The sequence below is a fragment of the Geobacillus thermoleovorans genome (assembly GCF_001610955.1).
Taxonomy (GTDB): domain Bacteria; phylum Bacillota; class Bacilli; order Bacillales; family Anoxybacillaceae; genus Geobacillus; species Geobacillus thermoleovorans.
The window spans coordinates 243,059-262,523 of sequence record NZ_CP014335.1; the positions used below are offsets into that span (position 1 = coordinate 243,059).

Below are 19,465 nucleotides of genomic sequence, written 5' to 3' on the forward strand. Positions count from 1 at the left end.
GGCAAGTTGATAGAATGAATTCAAATTTGCATACGGATAGACGAAAGCCCTTCATATAAGCGCAAGAATATGGCTTGCGCGTCTCTACCGGGCCGCCGTAAACGGCCCGACTATGAAGGCAGAAGACGCTGCTATTCTGCCTTCATCCACGTTTTGGGCAACGGCAGCGTTTATTTTTTGGACGGGGTGGAGAACATGAATCAAGGAATGATCGTCGTATTGGACTTCGGAAGCCAATATAACCAACTGATCACCCGCCGCATCCGTGAATTTGGCGTGTACAGCGAATTGCACCCGCATACGATTCGCGCCGACGAGATTCGCGCGTTGAACGCCAAGGGGATCATTTTTTCCGGCGGCCCGAACAGCGTATATGATGAGCAGGCGTTTCGGTGCGACCCGGCGATTTTTGAGCTCGGGCTGCCGATTTTAGGGATTTGCTACGGGATGCAGCTGATGGCGCACCACTTAGGCGGCAAAGTGGAAAAGGCGTCGCACCGCGAGTACGGGAAGGCGCTCATTCAAGTGAAAAACGACTCCCTGTTGTTCCACGGTTTGCCGGACGAGCAAGTCGTCTGGATGAGCCATGGCGATTTGGTGACCGCTCCGCCTGACGGCTTTGTCGTAGATGCCACAAGCCCTTCCTGCCCGATCGCAGCGATGAGCGATGAACGGCGGAAGTGGTATGGAGTGCAGTTTCATCCCGAAGTGCGCCACTCGGTCTACGGCAACGATTTGTTGAAGAAGTTTGTTTTCGATGTATGCGGCTGCCGGGGCGACTGGACGATGGAAAACTTCATCGATGAGCAGGTGCGTCGCATCCGCGAACAAGTGGGCGAAAAAAGAGTGTTGTGCGCCTTAAGCGGCGGGGTTGACTCGTCGGTTGCGGCTGTATTGGTGCACCGCGCCATCGGCGATCAGCTCACCTGCATTTTTGTTGACCACGGCCTTCTTCGCAAAGGCGAAGCGGAAAGCGTCATGAAGACGTTCCGTGAGCAATTCCAGATGAACGTCATCAAAGTCGATGCGAAAGAGCGCTTTTTGTCGAAACTAAAAGGGATCACAGACCCGGAACAAAAGCGGAAAATCATCGGCAACGAGTTTATTTACGTCTTTGACGATGAGGCGGCGAAGCTTGAAGGCATTGAATTTTTAGTGCAAGGGACGCTCTATACCGACATTATCGAAAGCGGCACGGCGACGGCGCAAACGATCAAATCGCACCATAACGTCGGCGGTTTGCCGGAAGATATGAAATTCGAACTGATCGAACCGCTCAATACGCTGTTTAAAGACGAAGTGCGCGCTCTTGGCACACAATTAGGCATTCCGGACGAAATCGTTTGGCGCCAGCCGTTCCCGGGTCCGGGGCTTGGCATTCGCGTCCTTGGCGAGGTGACGGAAGAAAAATTGGAAATCGTCCGCGAATCGGATGCGATTTTGCGCGAAGAAGTGAAAAAAGCGGGGTTGGACCGCGACATTTGGCAATATTTCACTGTTCTTCCCGACATCCGCAGCGTCGGGGTGATGGGTGATGCCCGCACGTACGATTATACGGTCGCCATCCGCGCCGTAACCTCGATCGACGGGATGACCGCCGATTGGGCCCGCATTCCGTGGGATGTGCTGGAACGCATTTCAACGCGCATCGTCAACGAAGTGCCGCACGTCAACCGCGTCGTCTACGACATTACAAGCAAGCCTCCGGCGACGATTGAGTGGGAATAAAAACGAACAAAAGACGAGCATTTCCAAAGAAATGTTCGTCTTTTTTCTTGACAAGCGACCGACAGGCTGATACAATAGCCGTGGAATCATGAATATTGTCGAATTCCGTCGTATAATCCCGGGAATATGGCTCGGGAGTTTCTACCAAGCTACCGTAAATAGCTTGACTACGAGGGATGTGAAATAGAGAGCCGATGTCCTCTCTCTGTTCGTCATTCCTTCTTAGTCAACGCTTCTGGTAGCTGCAGAAGCGTTTTTATTCTTTATAGGGGGGACAGACGTGAGAAAGTATTTTCAGTTTGATGAGCTCGGCACGAATTATCGGACGGAGATCATCGCCGGGCTGACGACGTTTTTGTCGATGGCGTACATTTTGTTCGTCAACCCATTTACCTTGTCGTTAGGGGCGGTGAAAGATTTTCCTGACGAACTGCGCATTGACCAAGGAGCCGTCTTTGTCGCCACGGCTTTGGCGGCGGCATACGGGTCGATTTTAATGGGAGTGCTGGCCCGCTACCCGATCGCCTTGGCGCCGGGGATGGGGCTGAACGCTTTCTTCGCCTTCACGGTCGTCTTGCATATGGGCATTCCGTGGCAAACGGCCTTGGCGGGAGTGTTTGTTTCCGGCATCATTTTTACGATTTTATCGCTCACCGGCATTCGAGAAAAAATCATCGATGCCATTCCCGTTGAACTGAAATATGCCGTCAGCGCCGGAATTGGGCTGTTCATCACGTTCATCGGCCTGCAAAACGCCGGCATTATTGTGAATAACGACGCCACCCTGGTCGGATTGAGCGATTTGAAGGATGGCAATACGCTGCTCGCCATTTTCGGATTGTTCATCACCGTTGTTTTAATGGTGAAAAAGGTAAACGGCGGCGTCTTTTACGGCATGGTCATTACGGCTGTCGTTGGCATGATTTTCGGACTGATTGAAGTGCCGAAACAAATTGTCGGCGCGATCCCGGACATTTCCCCGACGTTCGGCGTCGCGATTGAACACTTGCCAGATATTCTTTCGCTGAAAATGCTTGGCGTCGTCTTGACATTCTTTATTGTCGACTTTTTCGATGCGACCGGCACCCTTTTGGCAGTGGCCAACCAAGCCGGGCTGTTGAAAAACAACAAACTGCCGCGCGCCGGCAAAGCGTTGCTTGTTGACGCGACAGCGGTCATGGTTGGGGCGGTGTTTGGCACATCGACGACGACATCGTATATCGAATCGTCGGCCGGCGTCGCTGCTGGAGGACGCTCCGGGTTTTCCGCGGTCGTGACGGGGATTTTGTTCTTGCTGGCGCTGTTCTTCTCCCCGCTCCTGAGCGTCATTACCGCACCGGTCACCGCACCAGCGCTCATCATCGTCGGGGTGTTGATGGCTTCGTCGATCGGCGAAATTGACTGGAAAAATTTAGAAGTCGCCGTGCCGGCGTTCTTCACCTTGATCACGATGCCGCTCTCCTATAGCATTGCCACCGGCATCGCTGTCGGCTTCATCTTTTACCCGATCACGATGCTGTTGAAAGGCCGCGGCAAAGATGTTCATCCACTGTTGTATGTCCTGTTTGTCGTCTTTATCTGCTACTTCGTCTTTTTGCGAGAATAGAAGAGGAATAAAGGGCTGTTCCTAAGGCGGATTGGCTGCCGTGGGAACAGTCTTTTTTTTGACAAGAGCGTAGCGGGGACGACAGAGTGTGGAAGGTGATGTGCTATAATGGAAGAAATGATGAAAGGGGAATGAACGATGTTTATCCATCGCTTAGAGGAACATTCATGGCTAAAGTTGCTCACAATGGAAGATGCGGAATCGCTTTTTGCGTTAATTGATTCATGCCGCCCACATTTGCGTCAATGGCTCCCATGGGTGGATTCAACCCAAACAGTAGCGGATTCGAAAACGTTTATCTTTCAAGGGTTGCAGAAGTTTGCCGCTGGAAACGGCTTTGAGGCCGGGATTTGGCATCGCGGCCAATTGGCTGGTGTGATCGGAATTCATTATATGGATCGAGCGAATCGAAAAACGAGCATTGGCTATTGGCTTGGCGAATCGTTTCAAGGAATGGGGCTGATGACGAAAGCATGCAAGGCGTGCATCGACTATTTGTTTACAGAGCAAGGGATGAATCGCGTTGAAATCCGCTGTGCAACAGAAAATCACCGGAGCAGAGCGATTCCAGAACGGCTGGGATTTACAAATGAAGGAACGATTCGAGACGCGGAGTGGCTTTACGATCGTTTTGTCGACCATGTTGTGTACGGGATGTTAGCAAGAGAGTGGAAGAGATAAGAACAAAGCGGTTTTGATTTGAAAGAAAAAATCTTGAATGAACAGTTGACACATCAAAACAGAGGTGCTATATTAATAAAGCCGTTTCGGTGCGGCGAAAAAAGCAAAAAATGTGTTGACAAAAACAAAAAAAGGTGATATATTATAAGAGTCGCTTTCGAGGAGGCGAATTCCTCGAACAAAGAAAGAATAGCTCGTTCCTTGAAAACTGAACGAAACGAAGCGCGAAAGAAAAGCTGAGGCCGTTTAGCGCCTTTGGTGCTGCGGTTGAAGCAAAAAGCCAATCAACTTTCTTTGGAGAGTTTGATCCTGGCTCAGGACGAACGCTGGCGGCGTGCCTAATACATGCAAGTCGAGCGGACCAAATCGGAGCTTGCTCTGATTTGGTCAGCGGCGGACGGGTGAGTAACACGTGGGCAACCTGCCCGCAAGACCGGGATAACTCCGGGAAACCGGAGCTAATACCGGATAACACCGAAGACCGCATGGTCTTTGGTTGAAAGGCGGCCTTTGGCTGTCACTTGCGGATGGGCCCGCGGCGCATTAGCTAGTTGGTGAGGTAACGGCTCACCAAGGCGACGATGCGTAGCCGGCCTGAGAGGGTGACCGGCCACACTGGGACTGAGACACGGCCCAGACTCCTACGGGAGGCAGCAGTAGGGAATCTTCCGCAATGGGCGAAAGCCTGACGGAGCGACGCCGCGTGAGCGAAGAAGGCCTTCGGGTCGTAAAGCTCTGTTGTGAGGGACGAAGGAGCGCCGTTCGAAGAGGGCGGCGCGGTGACGGTACCTCACGAGGAAGCCCCGGCTAACTACGTGCCAGCAGCCGCGGTAATACGTAGGGGGCGAGCGTTGTCCGGAATTATTGGGCGTAAAGCGCGCGCAGGCGGTTCCTTAAGTCTGATGTGAAAGCCCACGGCTCAACCGTGGAGGGTCATTGGAAACTGGGGGACTTGAGTGCAGGAGAGGAGAGCGGAATTCCACGTGTAGCGGTGAAATGCGTAGAGATGTGGAGGAACACCAGTGGCGAAGGCGGCTCTCTGGCCTGCAACTGACGCTGAGGCGCGAAAGCGTGGGGAGCAAACAGGATTAGATACCCTGGTAGTCCACGCCGTAAACGATGAGTGCTAAGTGTTAGAGGGGTCACACCCTTTAGTGCTGCAGCTAACGCGATAAGCACTCCGCCTGGGGAGTACGGCCGCAAGGCTGAAACTCAAAGGAATTGACGGGGGCCCGCACAAGCGGTGGAGCATGTGGTTTAATTCGAAGCAACGCGAAGAACCTTACCAGGTCTTGACATCCCCTGACAACCCAAGAGATTGGGCGTTCCCCCTTCGGGGGGACAGGGTGACAGGTGGTGCATGGTTGTCGTCAGCTCGTGTCGTGAGATGTTGGGTTAAGTCCCGCAACGAGCGCAACCCTCGCCTCTAGTTGCCAGCACGAAGGTGGGCACTCTAGAGGGACTGCCGGCGACAAGTCGGAGGAAGGTGGGGATGACGTCAAATCATCATGCCCCTTATGACCTGGGCTACACACGTGCTACAATGGGCGGTACAAAGGGCTGCGAACCCGCGAGGGGGAGCGAATCCCAAAAAGCCGCTCTCAGTTCGGATTGCAGGCTGCAACTCGCCTGCATGAAGCCGGAATCGCTAGTAATCGCGGATCAGCATGCCGCGGTGAATACGTTCCCGGGCCTTGTACACACCGCCCGTCACACCACGAGAGCTTGCAACACCCGAAGTCGGTGCGGTAACCCTTACGGGAGCCAGCCGCCGAAGGTGGGGCAAGTGATTGGGGTGAAGTCGTAACAAGGTAGCCGTACCGGAAGGTGCGGCTGGATCACCTCCTTTCTAAGGAGAAAAGCGGAAGCGCCGCGTTTGGCTCTCGAAGCCAAATGTTCTTCACCCGCAGGGGTGCTTGCACCCCGAGGGGGAAGGTTATTTGGCAGAAGAGAGCCAGGCGCTGGAGCTAGACATCAGTCGTTATTCAAAGCAAAACGCGCTTCTGTTTCGTTCAGTTTTGAAGGAATGAAAAATTCCTTCAGTTGCTTTGCGTCTGCGTCTACAAGTGAATTCAGAGAAGCTGGATTCCTCGACGCAAAGCTGCAAGGAAGCTGTTTCAACGTAGTTGCTTTGCATCTGTGCCTGCGTCTGCTAGCAGGTTCAGGGAAGCAAGATTCCTCGGCACAAGACTGCAGAGAAGCAAATTCAAGAAGCAGTCTCGTTTGCGTCTGCGTCTACAAGCGGATTCGGAGAAGCCGAATTCCTCGGCGCAAACCAGCGAAGAAGCGAATTCAAAGGAGCTACTTTGCGCCTTCGTCTTCCAGCAGGTTCAAGGAAGATGGATTCCTCGGCGCAAAGCTGCAAAGAAGCAGACTCAAGGCAGTAGCTTTGCATCTGCGTCTTCTAGCAGATTCGAGGAAGCAGGATTCCTCGATGCAAGACTGCAGAGAAGCAAATTCAAGAAGCAGTCTCGTTCCTTGAAAACTAGATAACCGGAAAAGCGGAGGCGAGCGTTTCGCCGCGATGGGCAAATGTTCTTCGCCTGGAGGGATGTTCACATCCCGAAGGCGAAGGTTATTTGACCCCGAGCGGCGGCGAGCCGAAGCTAGACAGTAAGGAAGAAGCCGAGAGCGCAATAGGTTAAGCTGGAAAGGGCGCACGGTGGATGCCTTGGCACTAGGAGCCGATGAAGGACGGGGCAAACGCCGAAACGCTTCGGGGAGCTGTAAGCAAGCGTTGATCCGGAGATGTCCGAATGGGGGAACCCACTGTCCGTAATGGGGCAGTATCCATGCCTGAATCCATAGGGCATGGAGGGCACACCCGGGGAACTGAAACATCTTAGTACCCGGAGGAGAAGAAAGCAACCGCGATTCCCTGAGTAGCGGCGAGCGAAACGGGAACAGCCCAAACCAAGAGGCATGTCCTCTTGGGGTTGTAGGACCGCTCACGATGGGAGTGAGAAAGGGACGGGGTAGACGAACCGGTCTGGAACGGCCGGCCAGAGAAGGTGAGAGCCCTGTAGTCGAAACTTCGTTCCCTCCCGAGCGGATCCTGAGTACGGCGGGACACGAGGAATCCCGTCGGAAGCAGGGAGGACCATCTCCCAAGGCTAAATACTCCCTAGTGACCGATAGTGCACCAGTACCGTGAGGGAAAGGTGAAAAGCACCCCGGGAGGGGAGTGAAAGAGAACCTGAAACCGTGTGCCTACAAGTAGTCAGAGCCCGTTGATGGGTGATGGCGTGCCTTTTGTAGAATGAACCGGCGAGTGACGATGGCGTGCGAGGTTAAGCCGAAGAGGCGGAGCCGCAGCGAAAGCGAGTCTGAACAGGGCGTGTGAGTACGTCGTCGTCGACCCGAAACCAGGTGATCTACCCATGTCCAGGGTGAAGGCCGGGTAACACCGGCTGGAGGCCCGAACCCACGCACGTTGAAAAGTGCGGGGATGAGGTGTGGGTAGGGGTGAAATGCCAATCGAACTTGGAGATAGCTGGTTCTCCCCGAAATAGCTTTAGGGCTAGCCTCGGGTTTGAGAGTCTTGGAGGTAGAGCACTGATTGGGCTAGGGGCCCCAAACGGGTTACCGAACCCAGTCAAACTCCGAATGCCAATGACTTATGCCCGGGAGTCAGACTGCGAGTGATAAGATCCGTGGTCGAGAGGGGAACAGCCCAGACCGCCAGCTAAGGCCCCGAAGTGCACGTTCAGTGGAAAAGGATGTGGAGTTGCCGAGACAACCAGGATGTTGGCTTAGAAGCAGCCACCATTTAAAGAGTGCGTAATAGCTCACTGGTCGAGTGACTCTGCGCCGAAAATGTACCGGGGCTAAACGTGCCGCCGAAGCTGCGGGATGACCGTTGGTCATCGGTAGGGGAGCGTTCTAAGGGCAGAGAAGCCAGACCGGAAGGACTGGTGGAGCGCTTAGAAGTGAGAATGCCGGTATGAGTAGCGAAAACAGAGGTGAGAATCCTCTGCGCCGAAAGCCTAAGGGTTCCTGAGGAAGGTTCGTCCGCTCAGGGTTAGTCGGGACCTAAGCCGAGGCCGAAAGGCGTAGGTGATGGACAACAGGTTGAGATTCCTGTACCACCTTCTTCCCGTTTGAGCGATGGGGGGACGCAGGAGGATAGGGCGAGCAGGCGGCTGGAAGAGCCTGTCCAAGCCGTGAGGCTGATCCGCAGGCAAATCCGCGGATCATAAGGCTAAGCGGTGACGGCGACGGAGTAATCCGGAAGTCCCCGATTTCACACTGCCAAGAAAAGCCTCTAGCGAGGGAAGAGGTGCCCGTACCGCAAACCGACACAGGTAGGCGAGGAGAGAATCCTAAGGCGCGCGGGAGAACTCTCGTTAAGGAACTCGGCAAAATGACCCCGTAACTTCGGGAGAAGGGGTGCTCTTTGGGGTGAAGAGCCCTGAAGAGCCGCAGTGAAAAGGCCCAAGCGACTGTTTATCAAAAACACAGGTCTCTGCGAAGCCGAAAGGCGACGTATAGGGGCTGACACCTGCCCGGTGCTGGAAGGTTAAGGGGAGCGCTTAGCGGAAGCGAAGGTGCGAACCGAAGCCCCAGTAAACGGCGGCCGTAACTATAACGGTCCTAAGGTAGCGAAATTCCTTGTCGGGTAAGTTCCGACCCGCACGAAAGGTGTAACGACTTGGGCGCTGTCTCAACGAGAGACCCGGTGAAATTATACTACCTGTGAAGATGCAGGTTACCCGCGACAGGACGGAAAGACCCCGTGGAGCTTTACTGCAGCCTGATATGGAATTTTGGTATCGCTTGTACAGGATAGGTGGGAGCCTGGGAAGCCGGAGCGCCAGCTTCGGTGGAGGCGACGGTGGGATACCACCCTGGCGGTATTGAAATTCTAACCCGCACCCCTTAGCGGGGTGGGAGACAGTGTCAGGTGGGCAGTTTGACTGGGGCGGTCGCCTCCCAAAAGGTAACGGAGGCGCCCAAAGGTTCCCTCAGAATGGTTGGAAATCATTCGGAGAGTGCAAAGGCACAAGGGAGCTTGACTGCGAGACGGACAGGTCGAGCAGGGACGAAAGTCGGGCTTAGTGATCCGGTGGTTCCGCATGGAAGGGCCATCGCTCAACGGATAAAAGCTACCCCGGGGATAACAGGCTGATCTCCCCCAAGAGTCCACATCGACGGGGAGGTTTGGCACCTCGATGTCGGCTCATCGCATCCTGGGGCTGTAGTCGGTCCCAAGGGTTGGGCTGTTCGCCCATTAAAGCGGTACGCGAGCTGGGTTCAGAACGTCGTGAGACAGTTCGGTCCCTATCCGTCGCGGGCGGAGGAAATTTGAGAGGAGCTGTCCTTAGTACGAGAGGACCGGGATGGACGCACCGCTGGTGTACCAGTTGTCCCGCCAGGGGCACCGCTGGGTAGCTATGTGCGGACGGGATAAGCGCTGAAAGCATCTAAGCGTGAAGCCCCCCTCAAGATGAGATTTCCCACCGCGCAAAGCGGGTAAGATCCCTCGAAGATGACGAGGTCGATAGGTCCGAGGTGGAAGCGTGGCGACACGTGGAGCTGACGGATACTAATCGATCGAGGGCTTAACCTAGCAAGAAAAGTGGAGGCCGCCCGCTTATCGGCGAGGTGCGCTGGAGGGCCTGCGAGGAGGCTCGAACCAAGCGAAGCTTGGTTCTGCGTGGGTGGTGCCACAGGAGCGTATGCAATGTGTCGCCGCCGCAGCAGGACCGAAGCGTCGCGAGCCGATGGCGGCCGGAACTAGACAGCGAAAAGCGCAGGCGAGCGGGTCGCCGCGACGGGCAAATGTTCTTCGCCTGCAGGGATTTCCGATCCCGAAGGCGAAGGTTATTTGACCCCGAGCGGCGGCGAGCCGGAGCTGGACAATGCGAAAAGCGCAGGCGAGCGGCTTCTTCCTGAGCACGGTTATCTAGTTTTGAGGGAATGAACTTCCTTCTTGACATTGTTTGTTTTTCAAGTATAATAAATGATGTCAAAATCCAAATGCTTGCCTAGTGGCTATGGCGGAGGGGAAACACCCGTTCCCATCCCGAACACGGAAGTTAAGCCCTCCAGCGCCGATGGTAGTTGGGGCCAGCGCCCCTGCAAGAGTAGGTCGCTGCTAGGCAGGCAAAAAAATGAGGGAGCTGAATGGTTCTCTCATTATTTTTGCCTAATGGGAAATGAGTCATTTTGAATGACGCCATTTTCAATCCTCTCCCCCAAAATGTAAAGCGTGATCATCGTTTCCTAGACCCCCTTTTTCATAAAAGCGATAGGAAACGGAAACTCGCGTAAGGGTGTCCTGTACGGCATGGACACCCTCTTTTTTTACTTTTTTTGGAAAGGCAGGTATCTTCTTTTTTTGCACTCGTGGGGAGATTATTCGCTTTTTTTGATGACAATTTTCTTTTTCGGCTCGTCAGGGATAAGTCGATGCAGGTGGATGAACAACAGGCCGTTATGGTATGTTGCTTCGATGCGGTCCTCTTTGACGGCGAACGGCAGTGGGATTGTTTTTTGGAATTGGCCTTGGAAAAGGCCTTCTTCTACTAGCTCAAACCCTTTGAAGTTTAGATTAATGGTTGCCTTCACTTCCAACGTTTTGTATGATACATACACTTCTGCATCTTCGATTTTTTCGAGCCCCGGGAGGCTGATGACAACGAGCAGCTCGTTGTCTTTTTTGTAAATGTTCATGCCGGATGATGGTTTGTTTGAGTTTGATGACGGCAGCAACGGCTGGATGCTTCCCCAAAAATCATTTTGGAAAAATTGCTGCCAATGTTTTGTCCAATCGGAAAACGGCATAAATGGATTTTCGTTGGTCATAACGTCTCCCTCCTCCGCTCCTTCATCATATGCCGTCTTCTTCGTTTGGTGATTCAAAAAACACGAACATTTGCTTTAGTGAAATACTAAATGTTCGATTTTTTCCTTGACACGCCGAAAAAAAACCTGCTACTATAAAGGTAACTTCATAGTGTATGAGAAGATCCCTCATATAATTTTGGGAATATGGCCCAAAAGTTTCTACCCAATCACCGTAAATGATTGGACTATGAGGGAAAGGATCGGTTTTGGCTTTTTTTCGATCAGCAACTGTCAAAGCCCAGAACGATGCTTTCCCTCGTTTATGAACGGGAACGCATGTTCTGGGTTTTGTTGTGCTAGCAAAAGGAGTGAAACGGTATGAGCCCGCTCGTTGGGGTGATCATGGGAAGCCATTCGGATTGGGAAACGATGAAACATGCTTGCGCCATTTTGGCGGAATTGGGTGTTCCGTTTGAGAAAAAAGTCGTATCGGCGCACCGGACGCCGGATGAGATGTTTCGGTATGCGGAGACAGCCGAGGAGCGCGGCATCCGCGTGATCATTGCCGGCGCTGGCGGAGCGGCTCACTTGCCGGGGATGATCGCGGCGAAAACGACGCTGCCGGTGATTGGGGTGCCCGTGCAGTCAAAAGCATTGAATGGACTTGATTCGTTATTGTCGATTGTGCAAATGCCAGGCGGGGTGCCGGTGGCGACGGTGGCGATCGGCAAGGCGGGGGCGACCAACGCCGGACTGCTCGCCGCATCGATTCTTGGACTGCTTGAGCCACGCTATATGGAGGCGCTCAAAGCGCGGCGGGAAGCGATTCGCAAACAAATCGTAGAAAGCAGTGATCAATTTGACTAAGCAACGGATCGTTCCTGGGCAGACGATCGGCATCATCGGCGGGGGGCAGCTCGGGCGGATGATGGCTTTGGCGGCGCGCGAGATGGGTTTTCGCATCGCCGTGCTCGACCCAACGCCTGACTCCCCGTGCGGGCAAGTGGCCGATGTGGAGATTACGGCGCCTTATCATGATTTGGACGCCATCGCTGAACTGGCCCGCGTGAGCGATGTCATTACGTACGAATTTGAAAATATCGATGCGCGAGCGCTTGAGTGGCTGGAGGCAAACGCCTATGTCCCGCAAGGAAGCCGACTGCTTGCGGTGACGCAAGACCGGGCGCTGGAGAAAGCGGCGATCGTTGATGCCAGCTTGCCGGTGGCGCCCTATGTCGAAGTGAATGGAGCGGAGGAACTTGAACAGGCCGTTCAGACGATCGGTTTCCCGTGCGTCTTGAAAACGCGGCGCGGCGGCTACGACGGCAAAGGACAATATGTGCTGCGCGGCGAAGGCGATCTAGCCAAAGCGGCTGATTTGCTTGGGCTTGGCCCATGCATTTTGGAAGGCTGGGTGCCGTTTGTGAAGGAAATGTCGGTCATTGTCGCCCGCAACCTCGATGGTGAGACGGCTGTTTTTCCAGTGGCGGAAAATATTCATATCGAGAACATTTTGCATCAAACGATCGTTCCGGCTCGAATTCCGGAAAGCGTGCAAGAGCGGGCCATTCGCTACGCGGAAGTGTTGGCCGCATCGTTTTCGCTCGTTGGGACGCTGGCGGTGGAAATGTTTTTGACTGCGGACGGGGATATTTATATTAATGAGCTGGCCCCTAGACCGCACAACTCCGGACATTATACAATCAATGCATGCGCGACGTCGCAGTTTGCCCAGCACATCCGCGCCGTCTGCAACTGGCCGCTCGGATCGACCGAATTGTTGAAGCCGGCGGTGATGGTCAATATTTTAGGCGAGCACGTCGAGCCGGTCATTCGGCATATCGGTGCGTTCGACGGGGGGACCTACGTCCATCTGTACGGCAAACACGAAGCGAAGCCGAAGCGGAAAATGGGGCATGTGACGGTGCTGGCAGACGATGTCGAGGCGGCGTTGGCGAGAATCGAATCGTGGCAAATTTGGCATGATCGGAGGCTGGAACGAGGATGATTGAACGTTACACAAGACCGGAAATGGGAGCGATTTGGACCGAGGAAAACCGCTTTAAGGCATGGCTTGAGGTGGAACTGCTCGCGTGCGAGGCGTGGGCCGAGCTTGGCGTCATCCCAAAAGAAGATGTCCGCCGCCTGCGTGAAAACGCGTCGTTTGACGTCAACCGCATTAAGGAAATCGAAGAAGAAACGCGCCACGATGTCGTCGCCTTCACCCGCGCCGTTTCTGAGACGCTTGGGGAAGAACGAAAATGGGTGCATTATGGTCTCACGTCGACCGATGTCGTCGATACGGCGCTCGGCTACTTGTTAAAGCAGGCGAACGCGATTTTGCGGCGTGATTTGGAAAACTTCATTCAAGTGCTGAAAGAGAAAGCGCGCGAACATAAATACACGGTCATGATGGGGCGCACGCACGGCGTTCATGCCGAACCGACGACGTTCGGGCTGAAGCTGGCGCTTTGGTATGCCGAGATGGTGCGAAATTTGGAGCGGTTTGAACAAGCTGCCAAGATGGTGGAAGTAGGGAAAATTTCCGGCGCAGTCGGCACGTACGCCAACGTGGATCCGTTTGTGGAGCAGTATGTGTGTGAAAAACTCGGCTTGACGCCGGCGCCGATTTCGACGCAGACGCTGCAGCGCGACCGCCACGCTTACTATATGGCGACATTGGCCTTAATTGCGACATCGATTGAAAAATTTGCCGTCGAGATTCGCGGCTTGCAAAAAAGCGAAGTCCGCGAAGTCGAAGAGTTTTTTGCCAAAGGACAAAAAGGCTCATCAGCGATGCCGCATAAGCGCAATCCGATCGGTTCGGAAAACATGACCGGCATGGCGCGCGTCATTCGCGGCTATATGGTGACAGCGTACGAAAACGTGCCGCTTTGGCATGAACGCGACATTTCCCATTCGTCGGCCGAGCGCATCATTTTGCCGGATGCGACGATTGCGTTGAATTATATGTTGAACCGATTCGCGAATATCGTGAAACATTTGCTTGTGTACCCGGAAAACATGAAAAAAAATATGGAGCGCACGTTCGGGCTCATTTATTCACAGCGAGTCTTGCTTGCTTTGATCGACAAGGGGATGACGCGCGAGGAGGCGTACGATTTGGTGCAGCCGAAAGCGATGGAAGCGTGGGAGAGACAAGTGCCGTTCCGCTCGCTTCTTGAAGCGGATGAGCGGATCATGAGCCGGCTGACGAAAGAGGAGCTCGATGATTGTTTTGATTATCGCTATCACTTGAAACATGTCGATACGATTTTTGCACGCTTAGGGTTGGAGTGAGCGGCTGCCGGCTGGTCGAAGCCGGCCGGCTATACAAAAGATTTTCAATCTTCTGGACAAATGGAGGCGTTGATCGTGCCGACGAAACAACAGCTGTTATATGAAGGGAAAGCGAAAAAAATTTACGCGACTGACGAGCCAGATGTGCTTTGGGTCGAGTACAAAGACAGCGCAACGGCGTTTAACGGCGAAAAAAAGGCGACGATCGCCGGCAAAGGGCGGCTCAATAACGAGATTTCCAGCTTGTTGTTTTTGAAGCTGCGCGAAGCAGGCATTGCCAATCATTTTATTGAAAAGCTGTCGCCAACGGAACAATTGGTCCGGCGCGTGACGATCATCCCGCTTGAAGTCGTTGTCCGCAATGTGGTAGCGGGAAGTTTAGCCAAGCGGATCGGTCTAGAGGAAGGGACGCCGCTTGAGGCGCCGCTTGTTGAGTTTTATTACAAAAACGACGACCTTGGCGACCCGTTGTTGTTGGAAGATCATATCTTCATTTTAAAACTCGCCAGCCGCGAGGAAGTCGCCGCGCTGAAGCAGGCCGCGCTTGCGGTGAATGACGTGCTGCGCCTCCATTTTGCCGAGCGGAACGTGCGGTTGATTGATTTTAAGCTTGAGTTCGGCCGTACAGCAGACGGAGCCATTCTCTTGGCGGATGAGATTTCACCGGACACGTGCCGGTTATGGGACGCAAAGACGAACGAAAAGCTCGACAAAGACGTGTTCCGCCGCGACTTGGGCAGTTTGACGGACGCATACGAAGTCATTTTACAACGGTTAGGGGGAGAATCGGCATGTACAAAGTAAAAGTGTATGTCACGTTGCGAGAGAGTGTGTTGGATCCGCAAGGGACCGCTGTAAAAGGGGCGCTGCACAGCTTATCGTATACGGAAGTGAAAGATGTACGAATCGGGAAGTTTATGGAGCTCGTGATTGAAGAGAGCGACCGCGACATCAACGAGCTCGTTCGCGAGATGTGTGAAAAACTGCTTGCCAACCCGGTGATTGAAGACTACCGCTATGAAATCGAGGAGGCCGTCGCCCGATGAAGTTTGCCGTCGTTGTGTTTCCGGGATCGAATTGCGATGTCGATATGTATCATGCGATCGCCGATGAACTTGGCGAAGAGGTCGAATACGTTTGGCATGACGAGGACGATCTAGACCGTTTTGACGCCATTTTGCTTCCAGGCGGGTTTTCGTACGGCGATTACTTGCGTTCCGGAGCCATTGCCCGTTTCTCCAAGGTGATGGCTGCCGTAAAAAAAGCCGCCGAAGCGGGAAAACCGGTGCTTGGGGTGTGCAACGGGTTTCAAATTTTGCTCGAAGCCGGCTTGCTTCCTGGGGCGATGCGCCGCAATCAAGGGTTGAAATTCATCTGCCGGCCGGTCCAGCTGACGGTGGAAAATCATGAAACGATGTTTACGTCTGCCTACGAAAAAGGCGAAGTCATTACAATTCCAATCGCCCATGGTGAAGGGAATTATTATTGCGATGAACAGACGCTCGAGCGCCTTGTCGAGAACCGGCAAATCGTGTTCCGTTACCATGGAGAAAATCCGAACGGCAGCTTGGCGGATATTGCCGGCATCGTCAATGAACAGGGCAATGTGCTCGGCATGATGCCGCATCCGGAGCGGGCGGTCGACGCCTTGCTCGGCAGCGCGGACGGATTGAAACTATTCCGATCGATCGTCAACTATTGGAGGGAGACGCATGTCGTTACTGCTTGAGCCGAGCGCGGCGATGATCAAAGAACAAAAGTTGTACCGTGAGATGGGGTTAACAGATGAAGAGTTTGCGCGCATTGAAGCGATTTTGGGGAGACTGCCGAACTACACGGAAACCGGCATTTTTGCCGTCATGTGGTCGGAGCATTGCAGCTACAAAAACTCGAAGCCGGTGCTGAAAAAATTCCCGACTGATGGTCCGCACGTGCTGCAAGGGCCGGGTGAGGGTGCAGGCATTGTCGATATTGGCGACGGGCTGGCGGTGGCGTTTAAAATCGAAAGCCATAATCACCCGTCAGCGATCGAGCCGTACCAAGGAGCGGCGACCGGGGTCGGCGGCATCATCCGCGACGTCTTTTCAATGGGAGCGCGGCCGATTGCGCTGCTGAACTCGCTTCGATTTGGCGAATTGACGTCGCCGCGCGTCAAATATTTGTTCGAGCAGGTCGTCGCCGGCATTGCCGGGTACGGCAACTGCGTCGGCATCCCGACCGTCGGCGGCGAGGTGCAGTTCGACCCGGCGTATGAAGGCAACCCATTGGTCAACGCCATGTGCGTCGGGATCATCCGCCATGAGGACATTCAGCGCGGCGTGGCGACCGGGGTCGGCAACACGGTCATGTACGTCGGGGCGAAAACGGGCCGCGACGGCATCCACGGGGCGACGTTTGCTTCGGAAGAGTTGAGCGAACAGTCGGAAGCAAAGCGTCCCGCCGTGCAAGTCGGCGACCCGTTTATGGAAAAACTGCTGCTTGAGGCGTGTCTTGAAGCAGTCAAGTCCGATGCGTTAGTCGGCATTCAAGATATGGGGGCGGCAGGACTCACGAGTTCATCCGCCGAGATGGCAAGCAAAGGCGGATTTGGCATTGAAATGAATTTGGATCTCGTCCCGCAGCGTGAGGCAGGCATGACGCCGTACGAAATGATGCTGTCCGAATCGCAGGAACGGATGCTGCTTGTTGTCAAGCAAGGTTGTGAAGACGAAATCGCCGCGATTTTTGCCAAATACGGCCTCGAGGCCAAAGCAATCGGCAAAGTGACCGATGACAAAATGCTCCGCCTCTTGTTCCGAGGCGAGGTGGCGGCGGAAATTCCGGTGGACGCCTTGGCGAAAGACGCGCCGGTGTATCATAAACCGTCTGCCGAGCCGGCTTATTACCGCGAGTTTCAAGCGATGCCGCCGTATACTCCGCACATCGAAGACTACAATCAAACATTGCTCGGGCTGCTCGCCCAGCCGACGATTGCGAGCAAAGAATGGGTGTACGACCAGTACGACTATATGGTGCGGACGAATACGGTCGTCGCCCCGGGATCGGACGCGGCGGTCGTGCGCATCCGCGGCACGAACAAGGCGCTCGCGCTGACGACGGATTGCAATTCGCGCTACTTGTATTTGGATCCGGAAACGGGCGGGAAAATCGCGGTCGCCGAGGCGGCGCGCAATGTCATCTGCTCCGGAGCAAAGCCGCTCGCCATTACGGACTGCCTCAACTTTGGCAGCCCGGAAAAGCCGGAGATTTTCTGGCAGCTCGAAAAAGCGGTCGACGGGATGAGCGAAGCGTGCCGGGCGCTCGGGACGCCGGTGGTGAGCGGCAACGTCTCGCTGTACAATGAAACGAACGGCGAGGCCGTGTACCCAACCCCGGTCGTTGGCATGGTCGGTCTCATTGACGATCTTTCCCATATTACGACTCAGTCGTTTAAACAAGCGGGCGACCTCATTTACGTGATCGGCGAGGCGAAGCCGGAGTTTGGCGGCAGCGAGTTGCAAAAATGGCTGGAAGGCCGCATTTTTGGAAAAGCACCGGAGATTGACTTAGAGGTGGAAGCAAGCCGCCAGCGCCAGCTGCTTGCGGCGATCCGCGCGGGGGTGGTGGCGTCAGCGCATGATATTGCCGAAGGAGGATTAGCCGTTGCGCTTGCTGAGTGTGTCATGGGTGCCTCGGGGCTTGGCGCCAAGGTGACGATCGGCGGTGACCTCGTCAGTGAACTGTTCAGCGAAACGCAATCACGCTTTGTTGTCTCGGTGAAAAAAGAGCAAAAAGAGGCGTTTGAGCAACTGGTTGAAGCGAAACAAATCGGCGAAGTGACAGACGACGGCGCATTCGTGGTGAACGGGGAGCACGGTGAGACGCTCATTCACCTTTCCGTTGCCAAGATGCGAAACGTCTGGAAAGGGGCTATTCCATGCTTGCTGAAATCAAAGGATTGAACGAGGAGTGCGGCATTTTCGGCATTTGGGGGCATGAAGACGCCGCCCGGCTCACATACTACGGGCTTCACAGCCTGCAGCACCGTGGGCAGGAAGGGGCCGGCATCGTTGTCGCGCATAACGGGAGCTTATCCAGTCATAAAGGGCTGGGGCTGGTGACCGATGTGTTTCAAAGCGGTACGCTCGATGCGCTCAAAGGGGCGGCGGCCATCGGTCATGTCCGCTATTCGACGGCGGGCGGGGGCGGCTATGAAAACGTTCAGCCGCTCTTGTTCCGCTCGCAAACCGGCGCGATGGCGCTCGCCCATAACGGCAACTTGACAAACGCCATCGAGTTGAAGCTCGCGCTTGAAGGGCAAGGAAGCATTTTTCAGACGACATCGGATACGGAAGTGTTCGCCCATCTCATCCGCCGCAGCCAAGCGCCGACGTTTGTCGAGCAAATGAAAGAGGCGCTCAGTCAGATCGAAGGGGCGTTTGCGTTTTTGCTGCTGACGGAAAAGGCGCTCTATGCGGCGCTTGATCCGCACGGGTTTCGGCCGCTGTCGCTCGGCCGGCTCGGTTCGGCGTATGTCGTGGCGTCGGAAACGTGCGCGTTTGACGTCATCGGCGCCACATACGAGCGGGAAGTGGCGCCTGGGGAATTGCTCATCATCAGCCGCGAAGGGGTGCGTTCAGAACGGTTCGCTCCTAGGCAGCCGCGGTCGATTTGCAGCATGGAGTACATTTATTTCGCTCGTCCGGACAGCCATGTCGACGGCATCAATGTCCATAAGGCCCGAAAAAACTTAGGAAAGCGGCTGGCCTTGGAAGCGCCGGCAGAGGCCGACATCGTCACCGGCGTGCCGGACTCAAGCATCTCTGTTGCCATCGGCTACGCTGAGGCGAGCGGCATTCCATACGAATTGGGGTTGATTAAAAACCGATATGTCGGGCGGACGTTCATCCAGCCGTCGCAGGCGTTGCGCGAGCAAGGAGTGAAAATGAAGCTGTCGCCGGTGCGCGGGGTTGTGGCCGGCAAACGGGTTGTGATGGTGGATGATTCGATCGTGCGCGGGACGACGAGCCGGCGCATCGTCGCGATGCTCCGTGAAGCCGGGGCGGTTGAAGTGCACGTGCGCATCAGCGCGCCGCCGATCACCCATCCTTGCTTTTACGGCATTGATACGTCGTCAAAGGAAGAATTGATCGCGGCGAATCGCACTGTTGAAGAGATTCGGCGCTTGATTGGCGCTGATTCCCTCGCCTTTATCAGCCAGGAAGGGATGCTTGAGGCCATCGGGCGTCCGGACGTCTCGCCGCAGCGCGGGCAATGTTTGGCGTGTTTCACTGGCCAATATCCGACCCGCCTCGGTCAAGCGGCGCGGCCATGTCTGACGATGAAATGATGGAGGAAGTATAACCGGTGCAACTGACGAAT

At 54.8% G+C, this 19,465-nt stretch carries 12 protein-coding genes, 3 rRNA genes and 3 riboswitches; of the genes, 14 read left to right on the forward strand and 1 reads right to left on the reverse strand.

What is annotated here, in order from left to right:
* Nucleotides 1-31: 31 nt before the first annotated feature.
* Nucleotides 32-133: riboswitch (purine riboswitch) on the forward strand.
* A 62-nt stretch (nucleotides 134-195) separates the two neighbouring features.
* From guaA to rrf, 6 genes are all read left to right on the forward strand, one after another.
* Nucleotides 196-1,728: a glutamine-hydrolyzing GMP synthase gene (gene guaA, locus GT3570_RS01370; RefSeq protein WP_062898325.1), complete on the forward strand. Its 1,533-nt coding sequence runs from the start codon at nucleotides 196-198 to the stop codon at nucleotides 1,726-1,728.
* 88 nt (nucleotides 1,729-1,816) lie between these two features.
* Nucleotides 1,817-1,918: riboswitch (purine riboswitch) on the forward strand.
* Between the two features lie 90 nt (nucleotides 1,919-2,008).
* Nucleotides 2,009-3,334 (forward strand): NCS2 family permease, encoded by a 1,326-nt coding sequence (locus GT3570_RS01375; protein ID WP_062898326.1) that lies wholly within the window; start codon nucleotides 2,009-2,011, stop codon nucleotides 3,332-3,334.
* 138 nt (nucleotides 3,335-3,472) lie between these two features.
* On the forward strand, nucleotides 3,473-4,015 hold the full coding sequence (locus tag GT3570_RS01380) for a GNAT family N-acetyltransferase (RefSeq protein ID WP_062898327.1): 543 nt from the start codon (nucleotides 3,473-3,475) through the stop codon (nucleotides 4,013-4,015).
* Between the two features lie 291 nt (nucleotides 4,016-4,306).
* Nucleotides 4,307-5,864, forward strand: a 16S ribosomal RNA gene (locus GT3570_RS01385).
* A 790-nt stretch (nucleotides 5,865-6,654) separates the two neighbouring features.
* A 23S ribosomal RNA gene (locus tag GT3570_RS01395) occupies nucleotides 6,655-9,584 on the forward strand.
* A 417-nt stretch (nucleotides 9,585-10,001) separates the two neighbouring features.
* Nucleotides 10,002-10,118: ribosomal RNA gene (gene rrf / locus GT3570_RS01400) — 5S ribosomal RNA — on the forward strand.
* Together the 16S, 23S and 5S rRNA genes form the textbook arrangement of a ribosomal RNA operon.
* 254 nt (nucleotides 10,119-10,372) lie before the next feature.
* Here the strand turns inward: rrf and GT3570_RS01405 are convergent.
* On the reverse strand, nucleotides 10,373-10,822 hold the full coding sequence (locus GT3570_RS01405; protein WP_011229765.1) for an Hsp20/alpha crystallin family protein: 450 nt from the start codon (nucleotides 10,820-10,822) through the stop codon (nucleotides 10,373-10,375).
* Nucleotides 10,823-10,970: 148 nt separating this feature from the next.
* A riboswitch (purine riboswitch) is annotated at nucleotides 10,971-11,072 on the forward strand.
* A 110-nt stretch (nucleotides 11,073-11,182) separates the two neighbouring features.
* Between GT3570_RS01405 and purE the strand changes: the two genes are divergently transcribed.
* From purE to purF, 8 genes are read left to right on the forward strand one after another with little or no spacing between them, the layout of a single operon-like run.
* Nucleotides 11,183-11,671, forward strand: a complete 489-nt coding sequence (gene purE, locus GT3570_RS01410) for a 5-(carboxyamino)imidazole ribonucleotide mutase (RefSeq protein ID WP_011229766.1) — start codon at nucleotides 11,183-11,185, stop codon at nucleotides 11,669-11,671.
* A complete protein-coding gene (purK, locus tag GT3570_RS01415; RefSeq protein WP_011229767.1) occupies nucleotides 11,664-12,812 on the forward strand; it encodes a 5-(carboxyamino)imidazole ribonucleotide synthase in 1,149 nt (382 codons plus the stop codon). The genes purE and purK overlap by 8 nt, the downstream gene beginning before the upstream one ends.
* Complete coding sequence (gene purB, locus GT3570_RS01420; protein WP_011229768.1) at nucleotides 12,809-14,104, forward strand: adenylosuccinate lyase; 1,296 nt, start codon at nucleotides 12,809-12,811, stop codon at nucleotides 14,102-14,104. The genes purK and purB overlap by 4 nt, the downstream gene beginning before the upstream one ends.
* A 60-nt stretch (nucleotides 14,105-14,164) precedes the next feature.
* Nucleotides 14,165-14,908 (forward strand): phosphoribosylaminoimidazolesuccinocarboxamide synthase, encoded by a 744-nt coding sequence (gene purC, locus GT3570_RS01425; protein ID WP_014194762.1) that lies wholly within the window; start codon nucleotides 14,165-14,167, stop codon nucleotides 14,906-14,908.
* Nucleotides 14,896-15,150 (forward strand): phosphoribosylformylglycinamidine synthase subunit PurS, encoded by a 255-nt coding sequence (purS, locus tag GT3570_RS01430; protein WP_014194763.1) that lies wholly within the window; start codon nucleotides 14,896-14,898, stop codon nucleotides 15,148-15,150. The genes purC and purS overlap by 13 nt, the downstream gene beginning before the upstream one ends.
* Nucleotides 15,147-15,833, forward strand: coding sequence for a phosphoribosylformylglycinamidine synthase subunit PurQ (purQ, locus tag GT3570_RS01435; RefSeq protein WP_014194764.1), 687 nt, complete (start codon nucleotides 15,147-15,149; stop codon nucleotides 15,831-15,833). The genes purS and purQ overlap by 4 nt, the downstream gene beginning before the upstream one ends.
* Entirely contained in the window at nucleotides 15,817-18,045 is a 2,229-nt protein-coding gene (gene purL, locus GT3570_RS01440; protein ID WP_021321603.1) for a phosphoribosylformylglycinamidine synthase subunit PurL, read from the forward strand. The genes purQ and purL overlap by 17 nt, the downstream gene beginning before the upstream one ends.
* Nucleotides 18,021-19,433 (forward strand): amidophosphoribosyltransferase, encoded by a 1,413-nt coding sequence (gene purF / locus GT3570_RS01445; RefSeq protein WP_011229773.1) that lies wholly within the window; start codon nucleotides 18,021-18,023, stop codon nucleotides 19,431-19,433. Before purL ends, purF begins: the two co-directional genes overlap by 25 nt.
* The last annotated feature ends 32 nt before the right edge of the window (nucleotides 19,434-19,465 follow it).